Consider the following 25,071-nt stretch of genomic DNA (forward strand, 5'->3'; position numbering starts at 1 on the left):
GCTGCTCGATACGACGCGACGACTCCAGTGTCTTTCATGAACCGCCGTATGCGGAACCGCACGTACGGTGGTGTGAGAGGGCGACGGGGGTGACCCCGTCCCCTACTCGATGGCGTATGACAGTCCATGGCGCCGCCCCCCATGTATTCGGGCGGGCGTCAGTGCGTTTTGTTTGCTGCCCGCAGGCCAAGCGGCGGCGATGGTGAGCGCTCCGTGTTCCAGGGAAGCGCCCTCCATGCAACCATCCATCCGCGCTGTTCACCGCCTGGCCCTCGTCGCTGGCTTGCTGGCCGGCAGCCTGTTGGCCGCCGGCTGCGCCACGACCGCCGCACCGTCTGCGTCAGCGGTGCCGGCCGCATCGCCAACCGCCGTCGCGCCGGAGCCGGGTTTCGTTCCGGTGGCCCGCTACGGACGCTACACCCTGGTCGAGCTGGTGCCGGAACCTGCGCAGCGCGATCTCTTGCAGCAGGCGGTGGAGGTCTCGATTCCGCCCATGCTCGATGCCAGCGTGGGCGATGCCATGCGCCACGTGTTGCTGCGCTCCGGCTACCGGCTCTGCGATGCGGCCGAGGCCGCCGCGCTCTACGCGCTGCCGCTGCCTGCCGCACACCTGCGCCTGGGTCCGCTGATGCTGCGCGATGCCTTGCTGACCCTTGCCGGCCCTGCCTGGGAGCTGTCGGTCGATGACTTGACCCGCCAGGTCTGCTTCAGCCGGCACGGTGCTCCCACCTTCCTTTCCGCCAACCCGCCCGCCGCCGCCACGCCCGTGCCGGACGCCGACCGGCCCGAGGAGATGCAGCCATGACCTTTCCCCAAGCGCCATCCGAGCGCAATTCCCGCACGCGTTGGCTCAAGGTCGCCGCGGCCTTCTGGCTGCTGCTCATCAGTGCTGTAGCACTCATCAACAGCGTCGGCCTGTCGCGGCTCGCCGAACAGACCCAGAGCAGCGCACAGGATGCGCAGGTCAATGCGCTGGGCCTGCGCGTGGCCGATCTCGAACAACGGGCCGATGCGGACAAGCGCCGGCCGGCGCCGATCAGCCAGGCCGAATTCACCACCGCGCGGCAGGCGTTGGACGAACGGATGACGCGCCTCGAAGAGGCCGACGAGGCGAGGACCCTGGCCATCGACCTGCAGACGCTGCAGGCGCGCGTGAATGGAATCGAAACCCGCCTGGAGAAGACCCGGCAGGTTGCATCCGCTGCTCGCCCGCGCGTTCCGGTTGTGACGAAGCCCAAGGTGCCGGAGCCGCCGTTCCGGGTGCTCGGCGTGGAGCTGCGTGGCGGCGAGCGCTTTCTGTCGATCACCTCCACCGCCGCGGCCTCGCTCGCGGGCGCCCGGCTGCTGCGCGAGGGCGATGCCGAGGGGGGCTGGCAACTGCAGTCCATCGAGGCGCAGGCGGGCGTGTTCCAGGTGAACGGCCAGACGCAGCGCGTTGCGGTGCCGTAGGAGATGCCATGACCCCCACGCTCACTTCGTTCGCTGCCCCCCGAGGGGGCTTCAGCCTCCTTGAGGCGGCTCGGCGGAGGCTGACCATGACCCTGCGGTCGTTGCTCGCTGCCGTCGTCCTGTTCGCCGCTTTCGGTGCATCCGCCCAACCGGCCCCGGTGACGAACTCGCGCATGGTGCCCGCCCAGGTGCAGCCGGGCACTGATGCCGCGCTCGACGAGAGGCAGGCGCGGGAATGGGGGCTTCGCTCCGAGGAGTGGGCGCGTTACCGGCAACTGATGCAGGGGCCGCTCGGGGTCTATTCGCCCCAGCTCGATCCGCTCACGGCGCTGGGCATCGAGGCCCGCAGCGAGGAGGAGCGCAGGCGCTACGCAGAGTTGCAGGTGCAGGCCGAGGCCCGGCGCGTCGGCAAGACGCTGGCCTACCAGCGCGCCTACGACGCGGCGTGGCAGCGCCTGTTTCCCGGCCAGCCGCGCGTGAGCCTGCCCGGCGCCAAGGCGCAGGGTGCCGGCAACACCGGCTCCGGGCGCCTGGCGGTCTTCGTCAAGACCGACTGCGCACCGTGCGCGCAGCGCGTGCAGCAGTTGCAGGCGGCCGGTACGGCCTTCGATCTCTACATGGTCGGCAGCCGTCAGGACGACGCGCGCATCCGGCAGTGGGCCACCCAGGCGGGCATCGACCCGGCCAGGGTGCGCGCCCGCACCATCACGCTCAACCACGATGCGGGGCGCTGGCTGTCGCTCGGCCTGCCCGGCGATCTGCCGGCCGTGGTGCGCGAGGTGAACGGCCAATGGCAGCGGCAATAGGTACTCCGGGCCGGAAGCGTCGGCCATCCCGCGTCGCCATCCGCTGCGCCAGCGCCGCGCTGTTGCTCGCCACCGGCGGCTGGGCGTTGGCCGCCCTGGCGCGGGAAGTGCCGCCGCCGGCCTATCAACTGGCGGCGCATCGCGCAGACGTGCCGGCGGCGGTGCTATACGCGGTGGCCTTGCAGGAGAGCGGCGCCATGCTGCGCGGGCGCCTGATCCCCTGGCCGTGGACGCTCAACGTCGCCGGCAAACCGCACCGCTACGCCACCCGCGCCGAGGCCTGCGCGGGGCTGCGCCGGGCACTCGCCCGCACGCCGGCCAATCGCATCGACGCCGGCCTCGGCCAGGTCAATCTCGGCTACCACACGCATCGCTACACGCAGCCCTGCGAGCTGCTGGACCCGTACCGCAACCTCGCCATCGCTGCGGAAATCCTGCGCGAACAGCACACGCCGGGCGAGGACTGGCTGCTTGCCATCGGCCGCTACCACCGGCCCGCCGGCGGGGCACCCGCGGCGCGATACCGGCGCAGTGTGCATCGGCACCTGACCCGCGTACTCGACGCCGGCGTTCCCGTTCCAACTCTCCAGGCCACCACGCCATGAACCACACCGTCCTCATCGCCGCCATCGGGCTGCTGTCCACGACCACCATCTTCGCCCAGACCGTCTCCGGGCCGCTGATCGTCGTCGAAGACCGCGGCGGCGACTCCGCGCTGCCGTACTACCAGTCGCTGAATCCTCAGCCGGATCAGGCCACGCCGCCGGCCCCGATGCCGACCCCTCGCGCGGGCAACACGGCCGACGCCGAAGCCGCCATGCTGCCGGTGCGCTCGACGCAACTGTCGCCGGGCGAGGTGCAGCGCCGCGTCATCCGGGCGCCGGGCCTGACGGCGCTGTTCCTGATCGGCGACGACGAGCGTTCGCGCGCCTGGCTGCGGCAGCGGCAGGCGGCGCTGCGAGAGCTGCAGGCCGTGGGCCTGGTGGTCAACGTGGAGTCGATGGCTGCGCTGACGGCGCTGCGCAGGCTGGCGCCCGGCCTGATCCTGTCGCCGGCCTCCGGCGATGACCTGGCCCAGCGCCTGGGCCTGCGCCACTACCCGGTGCTCATCACGGCCACCGGTGTCGAGCAGTAGGTGCGCAAATGGCCCAACCGCATGCGGTCGAGGTCTTGCTGCGGCCAGCGGTGGAGCTTTATACCGTGGCGGTCTGCACCGGCGCCGCGATTCTGTGCCTGGTGGCACCGTGGTCGCTCGCGCTGAACCCGCTGCTCGGCCTGGGCTCGGCGCTGGCCTTCCTGACCTTCGGCGCGATTCGCCTGCGCGATGCCTGGGCGATCCTGCGCTATCGCCGCAACATCCGCCGCCTGCCGCGCTACGTGATGACCAGCCGCGACGTGCCGGTGAGTCAGCAACGGCTGTTCGTCGGCCAGGGCTTTCGCTGGGAGCAGCGGCACACGCACCGGCTGATGCAGACCTATCGGCCGGAGTTCCGCCGCTACGTCGAGCCGACGGCGATCTACCGGGCCGCCCGGCGGCTGGAGGAGCGGCTTGAGTTCGCGCCGTTTCCCGTCTCGACGCTGGCGCGCGCGTTGGCCTGGGACAGCCCGCTCAACCCGGCGCGACCACTGCCGTCGGTCGGCGGACTGCCACGCCTGCATGGCATCGAGCCGCACGAGGTCGACGTCACCCTGCCGCTGGGCGAGCGCGTCGGCCACACCCTGGTGCTGGGCACCACGCGCGTGGGCAAGACGCGGCTGGCCGAGCTGTTCATCACCCAGGACATCCGCCGCAAGGTCCGCGGCGAGCACGAGGTGGTGATCGTCTTCGACCCCAAGGGCGATGCGGACCTGTTGAAGCGCATGTACGTCGAGGCCAAGCGCGCCGGGCGCGAAGGCGAGTTCTACGTCTTCCATCTGGGCTGGCCGGACATCTCGGCGCGCTACAACGCCGTGGGCCGGTTCGGGCGGATCTCCGAGGTGGCCACGCGGATCGCCGGGCAGCTCTCCGGCGAAGGCAACAGCGCCGCGTTCCGCGAATTCGCCTGGCGCTTCGTCAACATCATCGCGCGCGCCCTGGTCGAGCTGGGGCAGCGGCCGGACTACCTGCTGATCCAGCGCCACGTCATCAACATCGACGCGCTGTTCATCGAGTACGCCCAGCACTACTTCGCCAAGAACGAGCCGAAGGCCTGGGAGGTCATCGTCCAGCTCGAAGCGAAGCTGAACGAGAAGAACATCCCGCGCAACATGATCGGGCGCGAGAAGCGCGTGGTGGCCCTCGAACAGTACCTGTCCCAAGTGCGCATCTATGACCCGGTGCTCGACGGCCTGCGCAGCGCCGTGCGCTACGACCGGACCTACTTCGACAAGATCGTCGCTTCGCTGCTGCCGCTGCTGGAGAAGCTCACCACCGGCAAGATCGCGCAACTGCTCGCACCGAACTATTCCGACCTGTCCGACCCGCGGCCGATCTTCGACTGGATGCAGGTCATCCGCAAACGCGCGGTGGTCTACGTGGGGCTGGATGCGCTGTCCGACGCCGAAGTCGCGGCGGCGGTGGGCAACTCGATGTTCAGCGATCTGGTCTCGGTCGCCGGCCACATCTACAAGTTCGGCGTCGACGACGGGCTGCCCGGCGCCGCGGCGGGCGCCAAGATTCCGATCAACGTCCACGCCGACGAATTCAACGAACTCATGGGCGACGAGTTCATTCCGATGGTCAACAAGGGCGGCGGTGCCGGCGTGCAGGTGACGGCCTACACGCAGACCTTGAGCGACATCGAGGCCCGCATCGGCAATCGTGCCAAGGCCGGCCAGGTGGTCGGCAACTTCAACAACCTGTTCATGCTGCGCGTGCGCGAGACCGCCACCGCCGAGCTGCTGACGCGACAACTGCCCCAGGTCGAGGTGTACGCCACGGCGCTGATGAGCGGCGCCACCGACAGCTCCGATCCGCACGGCAATACCGCGTTCACGTCCAACACCCAGGACCGCATCAGCAGCAACAGCGTGCCGTTGATCGAGCCGGCGCATGTGGTGGCGCTGCCCAAGGGGCAGTGCTTCGCGCTGACCGAGGGCGGCAACCTCTGGAAAGTCCGCATGCCGCTGCCGGCGCCCGATCCCGACGAGGCCATGCCGAAGGACTTGCAGCAGCTGGCCGGCTACATGCGCCAGCACTACGTCGAGGCCGGCGACTGGTGGGAGAACCAGGGCGTGCCGGGCCCGCAGGACAGCGCGTTGCCCGCCGACCTGCTGGACGACTTCAAGCAGATGGCGGTCGTCGATGAAGAAGCCGGGCCATGAGCGATCCGGCCGCCGCAGCACAGCGCCAGCAGCAAGGGCAGCAGGGGCTGATCGCCAGCCTGGTCACGCTGCCGTTCCGCTTCTTCGGCGTGCTGTGCGGCGCGCTGCTGCTGTGCATCCTGATCGAATGCGTCGGCATGCACTTCTTCTGGCCCGAGCAGGGCTGGCGCCACGCGCAGGGCATGCTGCACTACGAGCTGGATCAGCTTTCCACGCATTTCACCCGCAGCGCGCTGGTGCAGGAGCCGGGGCGCACCGCGCACCGGCTGGTCGAGCAGGGCTACGACTGGCTGTTCGTGAAAAGCGGTCTGCTGGACTGGATACGCGACGCCTCGGCGCAGGCCAGCGCCGGCAGCCATCGTCCGACCAAGGATTTCCGCTACTACATCGGCTTGGTCTATGTGAACGTGGAGAGCTACCTGATCGCGGCGGCCTATACGACGCTGGTCTTCCTCGTGCGGCTGCTGGTGCTGTGCCTGACCCTGCCGCTGTTCCTGATGGCCGCCTTCGTCGGGCTGGTGGATGGCCTGGTGCGCCGGGACATCCGCCGTTTCGGCGCGGGACGCGAGTCGGGGTTCATCTATCACCGCGCCAGGGCCAGCCTGATCCCGCTGGCCGTGCTGCCGTGGGTGACTTACCTAGCACTGCCGGTCAGCGTGAACCCGCTGCTGATCCTGCTGCCCAGCGCCGCACTGCTCGGCGTGGCGGTGTGCATTGCGGCGGCGACGTTCAAGAAGTACTTGTGAAACACCCAGGAGTGTCACTCACGCCGGTTCATTGAGGCGAACGCGCAGCGGTGCGCCGGGCGCACTGCTGCGCGTGTACCGGCTGGGCTGCGAACTGACCGGGGGATTCTTTCGCTGATTTCGCCGGACAAGATCAGCCGCAAGTGCTTTTCACGGCGCTAATTTCACTGGTTTCGCTAGTTTCTCCTTGTGCTTTCGTCGAGTGCTGTACCATCTCTGAAATCAGCAGGGGTTGCCCAAGGCACGCGGCGCGACTCGCACCTACAGCAGCTTCGGAGGCAGGCCAGATGCAGCAACTGCGATGCTACGGCGACGACAGAAACAATGGGTTCTGCGTGCATTGCGGCGGGCCAAGCGAAACCATCGATCACGTCCCGTCGAAAGTTCTCTTGGATGAGCCGTATCCAGAGAATCTCATGGCGGCTCCGGCGTGCCGTGAATGCAACAACGGCCTTTCACTCGACGAAGAATATCTGGCCTGTTTGCTCGAATGTGTCATCGCCGGGGACATCGCACCCGAAAAACTGCACAGGGCCAAGATTGGCCGTATCTTGCGGGCGAACTCCTCGCTGTTGACCCGATTGCAGCGGGCACGCACAGATGGTGCAGAAGGCCCTGTCTGGGCAGCCGAAAACGACCGCGTGAGTCGCGTCATCCTCAAATTGGCTCGTTGTCATGCTGCATTCGAACTCAACGAGCCACAACTCCACGAACCATCACGCCTCGGATTCAAGCCGCTGTCGCTCATGACGGAAAAAGAGCGCACCGCATTCGAAAGCGATGACGACGCGTTCGATGTCTGGCCGGAAGTCGGGAGCCGTGCGATGCAGAGGCTGCTTGTGGCGGGCACCGACACTTTCACCGAGGGATGGTTGGCCGTGCAAGAAGGAAACTATCGCTTCCGTACCAGCCAAGCCAATGGGCTGACCGTGAAAATCGTCCTTCGGGAATATCTCGGCTGCGAAGTCGTCTGGGACTGATCCGGCAGGACGCATTCGTTTCGGCAGGCAGATGGATTTCGAAGTGGCGATTCAGACGGGTGAAACCGTCTTCGTGTCTACCAGCGCCTGCAAATGGTCGAGTAGCAGCTTGGGAATCTGCCCGCCGGTGAGAAGCACACCGGCCTCCATGTTCTGCTCCATCGCGTGGCCGGTCAGGTTGGCGCTGGTGATGAAACACATCTTGCCATCGGCGACGGCGACTTTGGCGTGAACTCGCCCGTCGGAGAAAGGGTCGGCCTTGTCACGCCATGCGTAGAGTCGTGCTGCGGCGACCAGAGATCTCATCTTGCCTATCGCATCGAAGGTAATGCTGCCGCCGTGGTCCTGAGACAATTCGAGCAGCATAGAGATGACCACTCCGCGATCACTTGCCGCATTCAGCGCCTTGACGATGGTCGAGACGTCATAGGCCACGAAGCTGGTGATGAACAGGGTCTGCTCGGCGGCGTTGATGACCTGCAGCAGCGCCTGCTCGGTTCGTCGAGCCGAGACGAAGGGTGTCGTCGGCCCCGTCCACACGAGTTCGGTGGATTGTTGATTCGTAGCCTTGGTGAAGACATGGCCGGCGGCGAGCAGCATCGATGCCAGTTCCTCGGCGCTTACAGAGGTGCTTCGCCAAGCATCGATGAGCTGATCCACAACCTCAGCAGCAACGGGGGTGCTGACTGCGCCCGACAGCGCACCGGCTGCTTTGACGGCATCAGTCCGACGAATCCGGCTGGCTATGGCCTGGACCTTCTCTGGAGAGACCAGACAGACCACGGCTGCGACGGCGTCCAAGAGCTTCTCCATGTCACAAGCCCTTGAAGAAAGCCGCGTCGATGCGTTCCAGGGTCGGGACCAGCAATGACCGATCCAGGTAGCGATTGCTGCGCTCGCAGGAGGTCTCAGCCACCAGGCTACAAGCGTGGCACGCCGCAGCATGAAGTGAGCGATCTTTCTCAGGATCGTGCTCGGAGCAAAGCGGGTCAGAGGAGCAGATCTTCGAGCGATTCAAGGCTTGCTCCAATAGGCGACCCAGATTCTCCGGCTTGCCGAGATCGACGAGACCGCCCAGCGTTCCATCGGAGTCTGCCGCTGCCGTGTAGATGAGGATACCGGCCTGCGGACTCTCGCCCGAGGTGTCGGCATAGATTCGCTCGCGGATACTCGCTGCGTTGTAGCCGCACTCCAACGCCAGCTCACGAATCAGCAAGTGCGATAGCGTGTGGAGCATGGCGTAGCGAATGCCGGGGTAGCCATCGTCAGGATCGAGATGACGTGAATTGCGCCATCCCCTGTGGCCGCCCCGGAGCATCTTGTCGACCTGCGCGACGGCAGGTAGTGCTTCCCAAGCGACGAGCGCCGGTTCATCGAACTGGATGAAGATACCCTCACCATGTACTTGGTTCGCGGGAACCCAATCCGGTTTGCTTCGTGAGAGGTTGGCCATCTGGGGCCGTTCGTTCGGGTCGCCAGTTTCTTCGGGCGCCTCCACCCGAGTAAAACCGAGCAAGGCATTGACCTCTCGCAGTCGCTCCAGAAGCAGCACTCTGCCGATGTGCTTCGCAAAAGCCGGTGGCGTGCCGACCTTCTTGCTCATGAAGTGCGGGTAGTCCGTGGGCGGATTCGCTTCTGTCAGCACGTCCCATTCCGGGCCCTTGATATCGGCCTCGCCCACGACCTCCTGTCCGCCACCGCTACGGTGCGCCTCGATAGCCGACCAGATCGACGCCGCAGGATACTTGTCGATCCCTGGCAGCGCTCCGGTCTTTTTAAGCGTCTTCGCCGTCACCAACACTTCCGCTTCGGACTCCAGCTCTTCAAAGAACTCCCAGCCATCCTGGATCAGTTGACTGAGTGGGTCCTTGGTCTGGGGAATCGCGAGCGCCGAAAGCGTGATTGGGAACCAACTGTTCGTGGCGCCCAACAGAACCGCCCGCGCTTCCTCGTCACATTCGTTGTCGAAGTGGTCGAGGTGGGGATGTCGTCCTCGGCAACCCGGCAGATTCTCTTTTCCGGCCTTGCCGAAGGCGTGTGCCATGCTCCTCGAAGCTCCACACGTATCGCATTTCGCCCACAGGTTCTCAGTCTGCAACGAGGCACCGCTCTCGAAGAAGCGCAGCGTGCCCTTGCAGGAACTGTTGCCGCCGTGGACGAAGTAGTGCCAAGGGAAGTCGTCCAGATGTCCGTCGCGGCAGGCCAACAGGAAACGGGCTGGTACGGCATCGGCGTCCTTGGCGGGTTGATCGCCCTTCGAACCCCGACATCCTTTGTGGACGAACCGGGTTCGCTCGGGCCTGAAGCGGTTCTCCTTGATCTCGAACAGTCCGGCATCGAAGGGGGACAGCAGGCCGCATTTCACGCAGCGCATCCAGCGAGGGAATGGCCGGACGGGAACGCCGATGTTGGCCTCGGCCGACCAGACATCGACGAGCTCGCTTCTCTGGAACGGCGGCATCCGCAGGTTCTCGACCTGTGCTCCAAGCACCTTCCGGACAGCGGCCAGCAGTCTGGCTTCCTGGATCGGCTGGCAACGGTCCTTTTCCCATCGGTCGATGCCGAGCGTCACGACGGACAGGCTCGGCAGATCGATCAACGCCCCTGGCCCGTAGGTCCAGAGCAACTGGCTGGGTCTTACTTCTCCGACTGGAGTCTTATTACTCGTCGTCATGTTCAGTCCTCATCCTTCGTCGCGGGACGAGGCTTCCAATCGTGGTCGTCCGTGATGTGGCTGGTATTCATGATCAAGCGCACACCGGGCTCCACCTCACGCATCGACATGGGTACGGTCCAGTTGTCCCAGGCCTGGATGCCCGGTGACCTGATCAATGCAACGGTCTTGTCCTTCTCGGGGCCGCGCTTCTCATAGGCCAGGATGCGGCCGCCTTTGCCCACTTCCTTGGCCCATTCGTCCGCACGCTCCTTGAGTTCCTGTTCGGCCAGGCCCTTGGTGCTGGACAGCTCGCTGACGTTCCAGGCTCGTTTGACGAGCACATCGATGGCGTCGGTGATCTCGCTCTGATCTGACTTGTCCAGCTTGCCCGCACCCTCGTTGGGGCTGAACGCATCGTTCTCCAAGCGCATCAGGCTCAGCAACGAGCCGGTCAGGCCACGGTCCATCGCGCGCGGCGAGAACGGCGTCACCGACTGCGCTTCGACGTGCTTGTAGAAAGTGGCGTGGTAATGCTCGAAGGTTTCGTAGTGCGAGAGATCTCGTGGCCGTGCCCAGGTGAGCACTGTGCAGACCAAGCCGGGGAAGGAACGACCCACTCGGCTGGTGGCCTGGATGTACTCCGCCGTGCCTTTTGGCTGGCCGTTGACCGCCATCAGTCCCAGCCGATTGACGTCGACCCCCACCGACAGCATGTTGGTGGCCAGCACGACATCGATCGCCCGGGTGTCGCCCTCTTGCCACTTGGTCACGTACTTGCCGGCTGCGGCATCGAACTCGGACTTGAACTTCACCTCGAGGTTGTCGAGGTACTTCGGGATGTCTTGGCTGGAGACCCGTGAGGTCAGCTCGCGGATGTTGCTGACGCTGCGTTGCGCCAACGCGGGCCGCTCGACCATGCTCATCTGCACCCGGTAGGAACGCGTCTGCACGTCGTCCTCGGCCAAGCGCTTCATGCCCCCCAGCTCGCGCAGCGAGTTGAAGTAGCCGACCATGGTCATGTACGGGTCTGCTGGCTCGCCGAAGTGATCGAACAGTGCCTGAGCAGCAGTCAGGAACGCCGTGTAGACGCGGATCAGCATCGCAGGTCGTGAACTTCCGGGAGAGCAGACCCCGAGGTAGCGCCGTCCCGGCTTGTCCTCGATCGGTCGCTGGACCGAGAAGTAGTTGTCTTCCACGTCCAGCCCGTGCGGCGGGAACACCGACACACGCCGCATGAAGACGTTGTTCACCTGCTCGCGGGCCTTACGCACCGTGGCGGTCGACGCGATGATCTTCGGCTTGACCATATGTTCGCCGAGCTTCCAGCCGCACAGCTCGTCCACGGCCGTCTCGTATAGGCCAACCATGGTGCCGAGCGGCCCGCTGATCAGGTGAAACTCGTCCTGGATGATCAGGTCCGGCGGTCGGATCGGGCTGATGTTCTTGACCTTGGTGGCAGCGAGCCCCTTTCCGGCCTGGTGGTTACCATTGCAGTCCGCGCCTTGCCATAGCAGGCCGTGCCGCTCGCATTCCTGGCCGACCCGACCGAACAGCGTGCGCACTTGGCCCCGCCACGCCATCATGGCGAACTTGTCCACGGTGGCGATCATCATCGTCGGGGGACGGTGGTAGATCTCCTCGTCAACGACCAGTACCGGAATGCCCGCGTGCGGGAGCTTGCTGGACTTGCCTTTCGAGAAGTCGCAACGGCCCTTCTTGTCGCCGCAGTAGACGAAGGTGCGCCCACGCCCCTTGTCGACCTCCACGTCGCGCCCTGGGGCGACTTCCGAGCCACACCAAGGGCAACTGGTCAGTTGCGCAGGAGACGCCGCGCCGGCGTTGTACTTGCCGGGATTGCGGATGTCCTCGATGGCCCGATGACTGTCCTCGGTCGTGCCGGGGGTCACCTTGTTGCCCACCCACAAGCCGATGGTGAAGGGTTCGATGCCGAGCGATTCGTCACCCTTGGCCAGCGCCTCGCGACGCAGCACCTCCATCGCACAGATCAGTGCCGTGGCACGCTGAAACTGCTGCAGCGTCAGCAGGCGCAGGGTGTAACGCATGATCACGGCCAGACCGCGCGAGCCGTCGTAGCCGCCCAGGTTGCCCTGCATGCGCCGAATGGCCATGGTGAAGGCGGCTACACCTAGGTACGCCTCCGTCTTGCCACCGCCGGTAGGGAACCACAGCAGATCGGCATAGGCTTCGACCGGTTGCACACGATCCGGGTGCGTCGGGTCGGCCAGCGATGGGATCGACAGCAGCAGGAAAGCCAACTGGAACGGGCGCCAGCTGCGGTTCTTCAGCACGTCGAACTGGTCGACGGTGACGTCCTTGCCACGCCGGATTTCGAGGGCGTACTGGCTACGCACGTGCTGCGTGGCCATCGCCCGGTTGGCGAACCGGAACGCAGCCAGCGCTTTCTCGTTGCTCTTCAGCGTATCGATACCCTGCTGCAGACGCGTGTGGATCTCCTGGCATCTATCCATCGCCTGTTGCGACTGCGCGTCGTAGCCAAGCACGTCGCCGCCGACACGGGCGCGCTGCTCATAGATCCACGCGGCGTAATCCTTGGTCAGCAGATTCAGGGCATCGACCAGCGGATCGATGTCCAGGGAGGCGAGGCGCTGCATGTCCAGCAGACCACTGCTCACCATCTCCTTCATCGCCGGCCGGTCGGCGGGGTCCAGCCCCGGTGTCTCGGTGATCTGCATCTCGTACTGCGGCATGACGATGGTGCGCACCTCGGTGGCCAGCGTCACCTCATCCGCCGTTTCGGCATGGACAGCGACACCATGACCCACCGCGAACTCCACCCGGTTGCGGTAGATCATCTCCAGCGATTCACGCTCCGGGTCCATACCGTCCGCATCCAGCACAGGCCGGCGGCGGAAGATTGCGCGCTTGGGTGCTTCAGCTTCCGAACGCACGATCAGCTCCGGCTGGAAGACCCAGGCGGTATCGCGGTTGGTCTCGGGTTCTTCCTGTGCGTTGACCAGGAACAGCGTCACCAAGCGATCGCCATTCGCGTTCTTGGCGCGCACGGAGCCCTGCACCCGCACTTCGGGATAGGTCTTGTCCGGCGCCTGATGAGGGATCACGCCTTCGGTGAGCGGCAGCACCAGCTTGCCGCCACAAGGGATGCGTTGCCAGACCTTGGCCTTGGTCTGCTCCTCGGCGCCGGTCTCCTTGTTCTTGCGGATGCGGAAGATCTCGTGCTCATCGCTGCGCTCGTAGCGACCCCAGCGCACCTCGATTTCGATCCGTTCGGCGTCACCATCCACACAGAAGGTCATGCCCAGGCTGCTCGGTACCAACGATTGATTGCTGGCAGCGTCGATCTCATCGGCGGCGTCAGACTCGGGCTCGACACGCCCCGTCGCGGTGCCGAACTCCGCACCGGGTTCATGCTGGCCGGGCGCCTTCGGGTCGGTGGGCTCTTCGACCTCGTCGTTCGCCAGTGGCCCTTCGAGCCCTTCGATGCCACCCTGTGCCGCCTCACGCGGGGCGAGCTTGCCCACCAGATAGCGATCCCGCACACCCATGTCGACGATGCGCTCATGAGGGCCGCCAGCCGGGCCGAGCAAGTCGTCCATCACGGCCAGTTGCAGCAGTTCGCGGATGTAGGCGAGTTCCTGCTGATGCTGGGGAGATCTGGGATCGGAACCGACCGTCGGCACTTCGGCGATGGTCTTGTGCAATGCCTTGGGCAGGGCTTCGACGAAATCGGTCCACTGGACCCGACCGATGCTGCTCGAAGACGGTGGCGTGAGTGCAGTGAGGCCGATCGAGACGGGGTCTGTGATCGACAGCAGTCGGTCGAAATAGAGCGTGGTGGTTTCGAGATCGGAACGAACCCGCAGCACACGCCCGACACGGGTGATGCTACCAACGGGGTTCAGGACCAGGACCCAGTCGTCCTCCTCGATGGCCTGATAGAGAGAACGCTCACCCTTCAGAACCAAGATATAGGGCGCGAGCCTGTGGTCGGTGCCGAGGCCATGATCGATGGCGATCCATGCGTTGGAAGTTTTCGTCATACCTTGGTCACCTCAAATCCTGTCCACGATCTTTTCGAGCTTGTCGAGTGACTTGCTCTTCTCGATGTATGCCGAATACGCCTCTTGAGCGCCCCGAATCAAGGTGTCGTAATGGACGATGCGGCTGCCCGGTGAGATCGATGTCATCGATGACTTGAGGCGGTCGGGGTTCGATGCCTCTTCGTTGACGGTCTTGCCAAGGACGAAGATCACCTCGATATTGGGGCTGACATCGTTTTGCTCGCGCAGGATCTTTTTCAGCTTGTCGACGTAGGTCTGACCTTGCTCCACCAGTTCGAGCAATCCCATCTTGCGGCCGACCTTCTTGAGCTCGACGATGACGTGCTTGCCCGCATTGGTGCGATAGGCGATGTCGACGCGGCCCAGGCGCTCTTTCTCGGTCATGTCTTCGATCAGCACGCCTTCCGTCGTCAGGCGCGATTCCATGATCGGGCTGCCCGTGGCACGCTCCCATGCCGGGTCCAATAACCAGAGGTGATCGAACAGGTACTTCTGGAGCACCCGTTCCTTTGCGTCCTCATCGATGATGGTCTGGAAATCCCGGATGGCATCCAGACGCGATTTGACGATGTCCCGGTAGAGGGATGCCTCAAGCGAGTCTCTGTCGGCGAGCACGGCCAGCAGCCTGTCGGCACTCTCGATGCTCGTCACAAACTCCTCGGTCGAGCCGCGCAGCTTCATGCGCTCGAATGCCAGGATGCCGTGCCGGTACATGAGCTTCCGATCCTCTTCCTCATCGACCGGCAGCGCACTGAGTTTGGCGATCAGCGTCTCCGCGCTCTTTTTGTATCCCTCGGGGAGCGTATCGAGCCACTCGGCGAGGGCGGGCGATGTTTCCTTCGCTTTCTCGACCTCGTGCTTCTTGCGCCATTCCGTCCAGCGCTTCTCGACTTGCGTAAGACGTGATTTCAGGAAAGCGATCAGCTGCCCATATCGGGGGTCATCCTCCTGCACGCGCTGCCGATCGCTGGTCGCGATGTCTGGTGCGTCGTCGGCGTCTAGGAAATCGGCCTCGATCTGCCCGGTGAGGTACTTCGTGTAGAGCCGCCCGTCGTTCAGTTTGTCGAGGATGTTCTCGTGAAACAGGCGGCCACGGGCGAACACGACGATGCCATTCAGATTGCCGGCATCCTCACTATCGAGTTGCTTGGGGAATCTGGCGGTACCGATCCAGCCGCTGACCCGCCAGCCCATGTCCCAAGCATCGAAGCGGTTCGGAAGCGATTCCTTCTCCAGGAGCTGACCGGCGGGACTCAGGTCGAGTGCGTCGTCACCGAACTGCCAGAGGAACTGCACCATCGGCAGGTCGCCACGATCGGAGGGTGTGATGGGCTGCCCATCGAGATCGATCTTGAACCCGTGGGCCTCCCCGATCACAGAGAAGCGGCGCGCCAGGCGCTTGCGAAGAGCCAGCGCACCACGACCGAGCCGCTGGCGCTTGATATCGCGCAGAACGATTCGTGTTCCCTTGGTTACCGCGATCTGATCGGCGGGCAGGGACTCGGGGCTGTAGAAGGGCTCCCTCTTCTGAACCGATTCGTGGATTCCGTCCACGGTCATGCGAAGGCCATGAGCTGAGCCATCTCTGGCTGACTCGACTTCGATGACGTTAGCAATCGAGAACAGCGAGAGTTTTCCCAGCCCTTTGCGGCCCATCACCGGTCGGCCCTTGGCAGTCGTCTTGCCATGCTCGAGATCTTCATCTCGCCGTCGATAACCGACCCGCAGGTACTTGCCGTTCATGTCATCGACCGACATACCGATACCGTCATCGAGGATCTCGATCCGGTTGCCGTCCGAATCGATCTTGATGTCGACGGTCTCGGCGTCGGCATCCCAGGCGTTCGCGACGGCCTCGGTCAGAACGGCGGCGATGTTGCTGTAGAGGTTGATCCCGAGGTGGTCGAGCACGTTCAGGTCGACCGTCATTCTGTATTTGTCGCTCATAGCTCTCCCTCACCGAACAGCCCGTCGAGGGTGGCGGGAGAGGCCGCCTTCGGTCTGCGTCCGCGTTTGGACTTTGTTGTTGTGGACGCGCCGCTGCTGCTACTCGCAGCTGCTTCGAAGCGTTCACGATTGAGTGCGGTCAGCCGTCCAAGGAGGTCGGCGGTGACGTCTTGCGACAGTGACCATAGCCAACGGTCATTGGCGGAGCCTCCATTGATCTCACGGAAATCGTAGGCGATCTCCAGCTCATCCCACCCATAGGCCGCTGTCACCTCGTTATCGATTACGACCAGTAACTGCCGCAGCTCGACGATCGTTGCATCCTCCTCGCCAGGGGTATGGATGGCGTTCATGACGTCGGTCAACCCGCATTCGTGCGCAGCGCCGAATGCAACCGCCAAGTCGTTGAAACGCTTTGCCGCATCGATGCCCGCCCGGGAGACTTCACTGCTCGGAACTGGGTACTTGGCGACCGACTCGCTGATGGAAAGCGATAGCGTCTCGCCCAGATTCCCACCGCTGAATCGTTCGAGCCACGCACGAAAGCCTGTGCTTAGCGAGATGGCATAGAGGTCATCCCGCTCCATTCCGATCAGAAGTACCTTGTTCGTGTAGATCCAATCGGACGGAGCGAGCATGCCAACCGGGTACTTTGTGTTCTTTGAGTAGCCGATGAAATTTCCGCGCTGCCGTATGCGCCGCATCAGGTCGGCGCGGTGGTTCCAGAATTGCCACCAACGATCGATCAAACCTTTGTAACTCTTGAGAGCGGCGACCGTGCGAGTCGGTTGCACTTCTTCGACGATGAAGCGATGGGCGATCGGCCATCGTCTGGCGATCTCGTCCAAACTGCGATCACCGATATCCAGCGCCCATCGACCGATGCGATTGAGCGCCGAGCTCGTGATGTCGTCACCTGTGATGTAAGGACGGAGCAGGCTGTCCGGTTCATTCTGGAGTCGCTCAAACCAGGGGCTGTCCGGCGTGATGACGAATGCCAGACCTTTGCTGTTGTTTACACCTTCGAAAGCAAAGAGTGCATCCGGCAGGGTTTGTGGGGCCCAGACATCCGAGGCTTCTGGCTCCAGCCTCGGTCCGATGCGAGCACACTTCCGGCCATCGGCATCGCATTCGGCCGGCCATTCGCCCTTGATGAAACCAACGATGGCAACCACCACGGCTGCCGTGCCGGGCCAAGGCATGCCTTTCTTGGCGAAATAGATCATGCCGTTCTGAACCACTACACCGAGGCCGACATCGATGGCACTACCCTCGGCGATGTTGCTGGTCGCGAGCAGCCCATAACAGCCATCGGTTCGCAGCAGGTCGACGGCGCGACGATGGAAGACCACGCACAAGTCGATCTTGCCCGGAGATGCACCCAAGACCATCTGGCACTGCCATTGCAGCTTGTCACCCATTGCGCTTTTCCAGAGGCGGTTGCCCAGGAACGGCGGGTTGCCGACGAGAGCATCGAATCCGGAGAGCGATCTCGCAAAGACCTCTGGAAATTCCAGTGGCCAATGGAACGGCAAACGTCTTGTCTTTTCAGGAGGGAGATCGGCGCTCAATGCGTTGTGCGCTCGCCGAATCATGGTTTCTATCGCGTCGCGCTTACCATCGACGGCCTGCCCGGCGTGAATCGCGAGCGTGCCGACGGTACTGGACAGGACGTTGGCATTCCCTCCCGAAGAAAGCACTTCGGCGATGAACGCATCGGCGATGCGCTCCGGCACGTCGAGCTTCTGGCGTGCATCGGCATCCAGTCGCGCCATAGCCTCGACGTCACGGATGTCCCGGATGGGCATCTGGCGCAGCGCTTGCCGCAATTCGATCGCCTCGCGCACGGCTTGTTCGATGTTCTGCCCGAACAGGCGTTGCTGACCTTTCCCGGTCGGCGTCATGGTGAGTTCGGTGAGCTGATCCAGCCGATGAATACCGAGCAGGCTGTCGCCACAACGTAGGTTGTGGTCCAGAAAGCCGAACGGCCTCCCCTTGGCCAGCGTCACCAGCCAGATGGAGAGCTTGGCGAGTTCGACCGCCAGCGGATTTAGGTCCACGCCGTAGAGGCAGCGCTCGGCGATGAGGCGGCGGGCGATCACGGTGCGTGCCTCGGTGTCGCGGGGCAGAGGCTCCTTGGTGTGCGGCACATCCAGGACTTCGCCATCCACGCTCACCGGATTTCCACTGCCTTCAGCCAGTGACCAGGCCTCGACCAGGCGATCGGCCAGCCAGCGGCAGGCCTGCACCAGGAAGGCGCCTGAGCCCATGGCAGGGTCGCAGATCTTCAGGTCCAGCAGTTCGGCGGGTGACTTCAACACCCACTGCTCACGCGGGGTACCTTCGGATGGCCCTACGTACGCTATCGGCGTCAACGTCTCGGTGACGATGGTCTCGGTCAGCGATTTCGGGGTGTAGTGGGTGCCAGTCTCGCGACGGTCAGAGCCGGTGGTGACGATGAAGGCCCCGGCGGGGTAGACCAGCGGATAACCCCATGGATCGGTGCGTACCAGGTAGGCAAAAGGCTTGATGCGATTACGGAGGTTGGTGTCCCCATGGCAGGCGGCCAGCAGACGGTCGGCGAGCGTATCGTCGACAGGCTTTACCAGATCGTTGCGCACGCGGCTGGCAGAACTGCCGGAGCGCTCCTGGAGCAGTTCGGCAAGGCGTTCGGCACCGTCGAGGCGGGCGGATTCCAACTCGGCCAACTTGACCCAGGGGGCTTTGGCATTCTTGGTCCCATCCAGTTCCAGCGTGACCTCGGCGGTGCGCTTGACGGTGCGTTCCAGCAGGCCCTCGTAGACGTAACCGATCTGTTCGACGTCCAGCGCACGGTAGGACAATGTCCTGCCCTGAAACTGCTGGATGGCTTCGAGCAACAGCAGCACGGTGCGGTTGTCGATCGGCAGCGGCTTGGCCGGGTCGGTGCGCCAGTCGGAGCCCTTGGCGCGGCCCTCGAGGAAGGGAAAACGATCCGGGTCGAACAGCGAGCCGCCCAGCGCTGGAAGGCGCAGGTTCTCGTGTTCGATGCCACCAAATACGGCACGGAAGATCGCCAGCAGGCGCGACCAGGCATCCCAGCGGCGTTCGAGGATCTCCTCGGATTCCTTGCGCAACTGCATGCGCAGGGTCGAGAGCGCATAGTTGGCCTCGTAGCGCTCGTCTCCGAGCAACAGCAAGCCGCGTTCCTCGGCGGAAAGCAGGAACACCAGCCGCATCATCACCGTCAGCGCGGCTTCGTAGAGCACCGGCTCTTTCACGTCGCGCAGCAACTCGCGGTCGCGGTCCTGGTCGGCTTTGTCGAGGGCCTGGATCAGCACTTCGACGGCGCGCCGCACCTGCTCACCGAGGGCGTCGGTGACTTCGTCCTGATATTTCAGCGAGCGGTCGAACAGTGCCGGCAGTTGCTCGGTTTCATCGACGAAGAAGCGACGAATACCCAGCAGGTGCACGAAGGCTTGCAGGGTGATGGGTTCCTGACTCCAGATGCGGGCGTACCAGCTGGCAAAGGTGGTGACGGCACCAACTGGGGCGTCGACCAGCATCCAGCGCTCGCCATTGGTCACCAGCCCGAGGCGGCAGCCGGTGGCGCGGCACAACTGAACCATGCGATCGGCCGGGGTGGCGGCCCATCCGTCCAGCTTCAGAGTGGCATCGAGATCGACATCCTGTCCGTAAGTGTGGATGAGCATCTGCGGCTTGTCGGCCCGTTGCTCGTCGATGACGGCGAGGTCCGGGGACAGCGTCACGCCGTGTTCTGGCAGGCTCACATTCAGTTCGGCCGCGCACCAGTCGGCGCGCTTCAGAACGTCGCCTTTGCCATCCTCGTCGAGTTCCAGCCCGCGCGCCAACACCTCATCAATCCACGCAGCGTGCAATTCGGCAAACTGCGGATCGTCCGTCTCCAGCGCCTCGCGCCATTCCTCGTAGGCCTGACGCAGCCGTTTGCGCTTGGTTCCGTCGAGTTCTTCCAGACCTTGGGGAAAGGCTTCCTTGAGAACGGGAACGGCGAGGAACGGGCCGGAGATCTCGATGAGCGCCAGCCAGTCGTGGTGCAGGTCGTGATTGCTCATGCTGCATCCCCTTGCATGGCTGACTCGGGAACCAAGAAGACGACGGCAACAGGGAAAGTGCGATCGTCGAGCTTGGAATAGCGGGTTTCGATGGCCTGGACCTCTTGGATGCGCTCGGCCGGGATGCGCGCGAGGCGTGCCTCCAGCGCGGCGGTATCGCGTCTGAGCTGAGTGCGCTCGTCCTCGGTGAACAGCGAAAGCTGCTCGGGCTGTTGGTCTTTCTTCAACTCGCTCTGGATAGCCTTCTCCAACTCGTCGAGCACGGTACCGATGTCATCCATCTCTTGTTGCTTGCGGGTCTGCAGAGTATTGGCCAGAAACTTGAGTCGATCCTTCGAGCGGGCGTCGACCGCTTGCAGGATGGCGGGCTGGGCGCGATCGAAGCGCACCCGAATGGCATCGAGTAGCGAATCGCTCGCAGTGACTGGCTGCGCCTCGTCCAGCCACTGCTGGACACGCGTGACACCCTCTTCGCGCCGGAACGACTGATCGCGCAGGTAGCCGCCCGAGATGGTCAGTTCCTCGTGAAGTCGATGGTGGTTGCCGCCGGTGATGACCAGCCGCGAGATGACGACCACGGCCGGGCCGTCGATGCTGCCATCCGGCAATGTGCGCACGGTGATGCGATGCAGCTTTTTCACGTCGTCCTGCGCCCAGACCTCGGCACGCAACAGGCGCAGGCACATCTGCACCAGTCGATGGTTCAGGTGGACCAGCACGACATCGTCTCGTCCCTTCGCCACGGCATGGTCGAAGGTGATGGGACGTATCTGTTGGGTATGGGGGTGGCGCAAGCCTTCCAGGCAGCGCGCCCATGAGCCTGAAAGGGGTGGCATACGGAACACGCTGCCTTGGGGAGCATCTGCGAGGGCGACGGGTTCAAGTGGGGGGCGGCCTGCCAGCGCGAGGCCGGTCTTCACCGCCATCTGGATGTGATCGGGCGTGAGGTGGAAATCCTGCTGGGTGGCGAGAAGCCGTTCGTGGAGTTTGGCGACGCGCTCTTTCAGTTCACGTTCGGCGCGCACAAAGCGCCTGGCTTTGGCGATCTTGGCGTCTGCGAGGCGCGTGTCCAGATCCTTCAGCGAACCTTCGATGAGGCCGGACATCTGGGGCGCGATCACCGGATTGACGCTGCCCATGTCGGCGCGCATCGACTCCAGTTTGCGCAAGGCACGCAGGATGTCTTCGCCGTGGCCACCGACCGATGCATGGCCTTTGTCCCCGCCGTCGACCGGGTGCCAGATCAGCACCTCTTTCTCGCGTTGCCCGTGACGGTCGATACGCCCGTTGCGCTGCTCCATCACGTTGGGGTTGTAGGGGATCTCCAAGTGGATGAGGCAGTTACAGTGGTTCTGCAGGTCGATACCTTCGGAGGCCGCATCGGTGGCGAGCAGGATGCGGACAGGGGAATCCTTGGGGGATGCCTGGAAGGCGGCTTTGATGGGTTCCCGTTCATCCTGAGTGAGTCCGCCGTGGAGCAGGCCGAGACGTTCGCCGCCGAAGCCGTGGCTGGCGAGGATCTCGTGCATCCATTGGTGTGTGGTGCGGTACTCGGTGAACAGGATCACGCGGCGATCGTTCCACTGGCCGCCAGCTTTCAGGTTGGCCGAGAGCCATTCGATGATGGCCCTGGCCTTGGAGTCGGTCTGGTTCTTGGCTCGCTGCGCCCATTGCCTCAGATCGGCCAGCATCCGCTGCTGTTCCGGAGTCAGAGGCTGGGCTCGGCGCGAAGCCTCTTCGACAGCCTCCGATTGGGAGTTCTCGACCTCCTGATCGTTGGCGTAGTCCTCGTCGACCTTCAGGATGGCCTTGCGCAGGATGCGCTCGGCCATCGCGTCCTGCGCTTTGGGTTTGGCGCCATGCGATAGCGAGGCGATGTGTTTTTCGAGCGTAGAAGCGAACGCAGCGGGTGACGAGAACAGGCGCTTCTTGAGCAGTTGATTGACGAAAGAGGTGCCGAACGTGCTGCCGGTCTTCTCCGCGTCTTTCTCGCGAGAGGTGCAGTAATCGTTGAGCTTCTGGTGGATCTCCCGTTCTTCATCCGTATACGGAACCGCCAGCGCCTGTAGCTTGCGTTGGGCATACAGCGGCTTGCCGTCGGCGTCGAGCAGATCGCTCTTCAGGCGCCGGATCATCACCTGGCTCAACTGCTTTTCGTCGGGAAGGATGTTACGGGCGAAGCGCTGATCGTCTAGCAGCTCCAGCAGCGAGGTGAATGACTCGGTGTAGCCGTTGTGCGGTGTCGCCGTCAGGAACAGCCGATGCTGAAAGTGCGGGCTGATTGCACGAACAAAACGCGTGCGTTGGCTCTCCAGCGCGTAATGCGCGCCGGCGGCTGGGGCGATGTTGTGCGCTTCGTCGACGACCAGGAGATCGAACTTGCGCGGATGACCTGCATGGGGCGGAAGAACGTCGCGCATCGCGCGCAAACCCTCGCCACTCTTGACCCAGTCCATCGAGGCGATGAGTCGTGGGTGGGATGTCCACGGGTTGGCATGGATGCCACGTTCGCGCCGCAGTTGTTTGATATAGGCGGTGTCGACCACGCGGAATTCGAGGCCGAACTTCTCAAGCATCTCGACGCGCCATTTCTCCTGGAGCGAAGCGGGGCAGATGATCAAGACGGTACGGGCGCGGTGCCGGAGCAGCATCTCCTGGATGACCAGTCCGGCCTCGATGGTCTTGCCCAAGCCGACGTCGTCGGCGATGAGCAGGTTGACGCGCGCCATGTCGATGGCGCGCACCAAAGGATCGAGCTGAAAGTCCTCGATGCTGACGCCGCTACGGAACGGCGCCTGCAGAAATCCCCTGTCGGCATTGGTGGCAGCACCCCAACGGACGGCATCGAGGAAAGCTTCGAGCGTGTCCGAGTCGTCCTGACCGGTAATGGATGGCAAGCCTGCGCGCTCAATGACTTGTGCGCCGGGTTCGATCTCCCAGATGACTTCCAGTTCTTCGCCGAGGCCGTCCTCGTCGATGGAAGAAAGCGTCACGCAGTTCTGCGACGCCGAAGCCGATTCCAATTTCGAGGAGGCGACATCCGCCACGACCCACTGGCGCCGGCGAACCTCGACCAGCTGGCCGGGCTCCGGACGGGTACGGTAGGTGTGGTGCTTCTGATCGTTCGAGATTTCCATGCGGTCTGCCATCTTCCTGTTCAGTTCTTCTTGTGCGCGCCAGCAGGCGATGTGCAGTGCTTCGCTCTCGCCATGGCGACCGCCTGTGCGACGGTTTCCGTGGCTTCGATCGGGGACTCGTGTTCCCAGAATCGCAGTACCGTCCAACCGACTTCGAGAAGCCTCGAATTCGTGTCGGCGTCCCTGAGGCGATTCGTCTCGATCTTCTGCCGCCAGAACTCGGCGTTCTGCTTCGGCCAGGTGGCATGCTCGGGGCACCCGTGCCAGAAGCACCCGTCGACGAAGACGGCGATCCTCAAACCCGGAAATGCCACATCTGCCACGCGGCGAGGTTTCTTCATGACCTCGTAGTCGATCCGGTAACGCAGGCCCCTTCGGTAAAGCTCTCTTCGCAATGCGATCTCGGCATCGGTTCCCTTCTGCCGAACCTTCGCCATGCGGCGACTGGTCTCGGGGGACGAGGGCTGAATGCGCGGCATCGGAAGGCCCTCATCAGCTCGTCATCGGGCCGCGACCGACGCGATATGCGTGTTGATGCTGCGCGCGATGGCACGACCGAGATCGACGGGAACCGCATTACCGATGAGTCGCCCCAGTGCCTTGAAGCTCACTTCGCCGTCATTCGGCACGAAGGCGTAGTCGCGCGGAAAGCTCTGGAGGATCGCGGCCTCCCTCAATGAGATGGCTCGATCTTGCTCCGGGTGCCCGAAACGCCCATTGCCGAAGCCGTAGCACTGCGTGGTCATGGTCGGGGCTGGCTTATCCCACTCCATGCGGCCGTAGACGCCCGGGTAGGTGCGTCCGCTCTCGGCGCGGTGACAGTCGGCGACCAGATCATCCGGCCAATCGCGCCAGGTGCCACCGGGTTTCGATACCTTGATCCGTTTGAGATTCTTTTCCGATAGCGTCGAAGTGACGTGCAATTTGTCCCTCGGAGCCGCTTCACCAGCACTCAATGGGCGCAAGCGGCCAATGGCTTGACGAACCGTCTTCGGTTTTTCGTGGGTCGGTTCGATCATCGTGATGTCACCATGTTTTGATGCCAGCAGCACCATGCGTCGCCGCATCTGCGGCACGCCATAGCGGGAGCTGTCCACGACATCAAACCAAACGTTGTAGCCGAGCCGTTTCAGCGTATCGACAAAGTCATGAAACACTTCGTGCTTCGCGACGGTAGGGACGTTTTCCATCGTGATGACATCGGGCTTGGCGCCTTTGGCGAGACGCGCGAACTCATACAGCAAGCCCCACTTGCCATCCTTTCCGTCGAGTTCGTAGCGCTGTGCGTAGGTCGAGAAAGGTTGGCACGGTGCGCAGCCCGCGAGAATCGTCAAGTCGGCGTCGCCGAACAGCGCTTTCAGTTCAGACGCGGTGACCTTGCTGATGTCACGTTCGACGAATCGGGCCTGGTTGTTGGCTTCATAGGGAAAGCGGCAGGCCGGGTCCAGATCGATACCGGCAACCACGGGCAGCCCCTCCAGCACGAAGCCGTGCGTCAGCCCGCCCGCTCCGCAGAACAAATCCACACAAGAAATCGTTGTCACATCAAATCTCCTGCTTCCACTTCGATACTTGAACGAAGTAGGCGAAACCCATGGCAAACCAGTACCTCATTCCTTGCCCTTGCTCTCGGCATCCGCCGCCCCTCCAGAACGGGCCCATTCATCCACTTCTTCGGTCTTGAATTTCCACAGCCGGCCGATACGGTGAGCCGGCATGTTCCGCTTGCTGATCCATGCATAGACGGTGTCCTTGCTGACGCCGAGATACTCTGCGATCTCCTCGACCGACAACCAGCGATCTGACATGACATGAGCTTCCATCACAGGGTGGGGCGGAGTACGGGCAATGTTGAGATATTACATCAACCGGCCCACTTGAACAGCCGAATTAGCCCGATTGGACCTGGTTTG

Annotated in this window: 17 protein-coding genes; 8 read left to right on the plus strand and 9 right to left on the minus strand. The window is 63.6% G+C overall.

The features are described from left to right. Positions 1-235 precede the first annotated feature (235 nt). The 8 genes from MXC99_RS05845 (at position 236) to MXC99_RS05880 (ending at position 7,284) form a co-directional block, all read left to right on the plus strand. Complete coding sequence (locus tag MXC99_RS05845) at positions 236-805, plus strand: hypothetical protein (RefSeq protein WP_247724571.1); 570 nt, start codon at positions 236-238, stop codon at positions 803-805. Then, positions 802-1,449 carry a hypothetical protein gene (locus tag MXC99_RS05850; RefSeq protein ID WP_212181378.1) on the plus strand — a complete coding sequence of 216 codons (648 nt, stop codon included), beginning with the start codon at positions 802-804 and terminating at the stop codon, positions 1,447-1,449. The genes MXC99_RS05845 and MXC99_RS05850 overlap by 4 nt, the downstream gene beginning before the upstream one ends. 86 nt (positions 1,450-1,535) lie before the next feature. Further along, positions 1,536-2,255: a TIGR03759 family integrating conjugative element protein gene (locus MXC99_RS05855; protein WP_247724572.1), complete on the plus strand. Its 720-nt coding sequence runs from the start codon at positions 1,536-1,538 to the stop codon at positions 2,253-2,255. Then, positions 2,240-2,860: a lytic transglycosylase domain-containing protein gene (locus tag MXC99_RS05860; protein WP_247724573.1), complete on the plus strand. Its 621-nt coding sequence runs from the start codon at positions 2,240-2,242 to the stop codon at positions 2,858-2,860. The genes MXC99_RS05855 and MXC99_RS05860 overlap by 16 nt, the downstream gene beginning before the upstream one ends. Next, the gene (locus tag MXC99_RS05865; protein WP_003141015.1) at positions 2,857-3,390 is read left to right on the plus strand and encodes an integrating conjugative element protein; all 534 of its coding nucleotides are present in this window, start codon (positions 2,857-2,859) and stop codon (positions 3,388-3,390) included. The genes MXC99_RS05860 and MXC99_RS05865 overlap by 4 nt, the downstream gene beginning before the upstream one ends. An 8-nt stretch (positions 3,391-3,398) precedes the next feature. Beyond that, entirely contained in the window at positions 3,399-5,558 is a 2,160-nt protein-coding gene (gene traD / locus MXC99_RS05870; RefSeq protein ID WP_247724574.1) for a type IV conjugative transfer system coupling protein TraD, read from the plus strand. Further along, on the plus strand, positions 5,555-6,304 hold the full coding sequence (locus tag MXC99_RS05875) for a TIGR03747 family integrating conjugative element membrane protein (protein WP_247724575.1): 750 nt from the start codon (positions 5,555-5,557) through the stop codon (positions 6,302-6,304). Before traD ends, MXC99_RS05875 begins: the two co-directional genes overlap by 4 nt. Positions 6,305-6,591: 287 nt before the next feature. After that, entirely contained in the window at positions 6,592-7,284 is a 693-nt protein-coding gene (locus MXC99_RS05880; protein WP_247724576.1) for a hypothetical protein, read from the plus strand. 51 nt (positions 7,285-7,335) lie between these two features. Here MXC99_RS05880 and drmC read toward each other — a convergent pair whose 3' ends face one another. The 9 genes from drmC to mads1 form a co-directional block, all read right to left on the minus strand. Beyond that, positions 7,336-8,097 carry a DISARM system phospholipase D-like protein DrmC gene (drmC, locus tag MXC99_RS05885; RefSeq protein WP_247724577.1) on the minus strand — a complete coding sequence of 254 codons (762 nt, stop codon included), beginning with the start codon at positions 8,095-8,097 and terminating at the stop codon, positions 7,336-7,338. Between the two features lies 1 nt (position 8,098). Continuing rightward, positions 8,099-9,958 carry a DUF1998 domain-containing protein gene (drmB, locus tag MXC99_RS05890; RefSeq protein WP_247724578.1) on the minus strand — a complete coding sequence of 620 codons (1,860 nt, stop codon included), beginning with the start codon at positions 9,956-9,958 and terminating at the stop codon, positions 8,099-8,101. Positions 9,959-9,960: 2 nt separating this feature from the next. After that, complete coding sequence (drmA, locus tag MXC99_RS05895) at positions 9,961-13,980, minus strand: DISARM system helicase DrmA (RefSeq protein ID WP_247724579.1); 4,020 nt, start codon at positions 13,978-13,980, stop codon at positions 9,961-9,963. A 12-nt stretch (positions 13,981-13,992) separates the two neighbouring features. Then, on the minus strand, positions 13,993-15,948 hold the full coding sequence (locus MXC99_RS05900; protein WP_237264684.1) for a BbrUII/HgiDII family restriction enzyme: 1,956 nt from the start codon (positions 15,946-15,948) through the stop codon (positions 13,993-13,995). After that, positions 15,945-20,021, minus strand: a complete 4,077-nt coding sequence (locus tag MXC99_RS05905; RefSeq protein WP_247724580.1) for an Eco57I restriction-modification methylase domain-containing protein — start codon at positions 20,019-20,021, stop codon at positions 15,945-15,947. Before MXC99_RS05905 ends, MXC99_RS05900 begins: the two co-directional genes overlap by 4 nt. Beyond that, the gene (gene drmD, locus MXC99_RS05910) at positions 20,018-23,158 is read right to left on the minus strand and encodes a DISARM system SNF2-like helicase DrmD (RefSeq protein ID WP_247724581.1); all 3,141 of its coding nucleotides are present in this window, start codon (positions 23,156-23,158) and stop codon (positions 20,018-20,020) included. Before drmD ends, MXC99_RS05905 begins: the two co-directional genes overlap by 4 nt. A gap of 20 nt (positions 23,159-23,178) precedes the next feature. Further along, a complete protein-coding gene (locus MXC99_RS05915) occupies positions 23,179-23,637 on the minus strand; it encodes a very short patch repair endonuclease (RefSeq protein WP_247724582.1) in 459 nt (152 codons plus the stop codon). Positions 23,638-23,658: 21 nt separating this feature from the next. After that, on the minus strand, positions 23,659-24,702 hold the full coding sequence (locus MXC99_RS05920; RefSeq protein WP_212181388.1) for a DNA cytosine methyltransferase: 1,044 nt from the start codon (positions 24,700-24,702) through the stop codon (positions 23,659-23,661). Between the two features lie 66 nt (positions 24,703-24,768). Then, positions 24,769-24,966 (minus strand): methylation-associated defense system helix-turn-helix domain-containing protein MAD1, encoded by a 198-nt coding sequence (gene mads1, locus MXC99_RS05925; RefSeq protein ID WP_177325798.1) that lies wholly within the window; start codon positions 24,964-24,966, stop codon positions 24,769-24,771. Positions 24,967-25,071: the final 105 nt, after the last annotated feature.

This window comes from Thauera aromatica (genome assembly GCF_023093595.1).
Classification (GTDB): Bacteria; Pseudomonadota; Gammaproteobacteria; order Burkholderiales; family Rhodocyclaceae; genus Thauera; species Thauera aromatica_A.

Bases quoted from the DNA above. Each gene is read 5' to 3' on its own strand.
- traD (WP_247724574.1), top strand. From the start codon at position 3,399: ATGGCCCAACCGCATGCGGTCGAGGTCTTGCTGCGGCCAGCGGTGGAG.
- drmD (WP_247724581.1), bottom strand. From the start codon at position 23,158: ATGGAAATCTCGAACGATCAGAAGCACCACACCTACCGTACCCGTCCG.
- MXC99_RS05875 (WP_247724575.1), top strand. From the start codon at position 5,555: ATGAGCGATCCGGCCGCCGCAGCACAGCGCCAGCAGCAAGGGCAGCAG.
- mads1 (WP_177325798.1), bottom strand. From the start codon at position 24,966: ATGTCAGATCGCTGGTTGTCGGTCGAGGAGATCGCAGAGTATCTCGGC.
- MXC99_RS05905 (WP_247724580.1), bottom strand. From the start codon at position 20,021: ATGAGCAATCACGACCTGCACCACGACTGGCTGGCGCTCATCGAGATC.
- MXC99_RS05880 (WP_247724576.1), top strand. From the start codon at position 6,592: ATGCAGCAACTGCGATGCTACGGCGACGACAGAAACAATGGGTTCTGC.
- drmB (WP_247724578.1), bottom strand. From the start codon at position 9,958: ATGACGACGAGTAATAAGACTCCAGTCGGAGAAGTAAGACCCAGCCAG.
- MXC99_RS05850 (WP_212181378.1), top strand. From the start codon at position 802: ATGACCTTTCCCCAAGCGCCATCCGAGCGCAATTCCCGCACGCGTTGG.
- MXC99_RS05845 (WP_247724571.1), top strand. From the start codon at position 236: ATGCAACCATCCATCCGCGCTGTTCACCGCCTGGCCCTCGTCGCTGGC.
- drmA (WP_247724579.1), bottom strand. From the start codon at position 13,980: ATGACGAAAACTTCCAACGCATGGATCGCCATCGATCATGGCCTCGGC.
- MXC99_RS05860 (WP_247724573.1), top strand. From the start codon at position 2,240: ATGGCAGCGGCAATAGGTACTCCGGGCCGGAAGCGTCGGCCATCCCGC.
- MXC99_RS05900 (WP_237264684.1), bottom strand. From the start codon at position 15,948: ATGAGCGACAAATACAGAATGACGGTCGACCTGAACGTGCTCGACCAC.
- MXC99_RS05915 (WP_247724582.1), bottom strand. From the start codon at position 23,637: ATGCCGCGCATTCAGCCCTCGTCCCCCGAGACCAGTCGCCGCATGGCG.
- MXC99_RS05855 (WP_247724572.1), top strand. From the start codon at position 1,536: ATGACCCTGCGGTCGTTGCTCGCTGCCGTCGTCCTGTTCGCCGCTTTC.
- MXC99_RS05865 (WP_003141015.1), top strand. From the start codon at position 2,857: ATGAACCACACCGTCCTCATCGCCGCCATCGGGCTGCTGTCCACGACC.
- drmC (WP_247724577.1), bottom strand. From the start codon at position 8,097: ATGGAGAAGCTCTTGGACGCCGTCGCAGCCGTGGTCTGTCTGGTCTCT.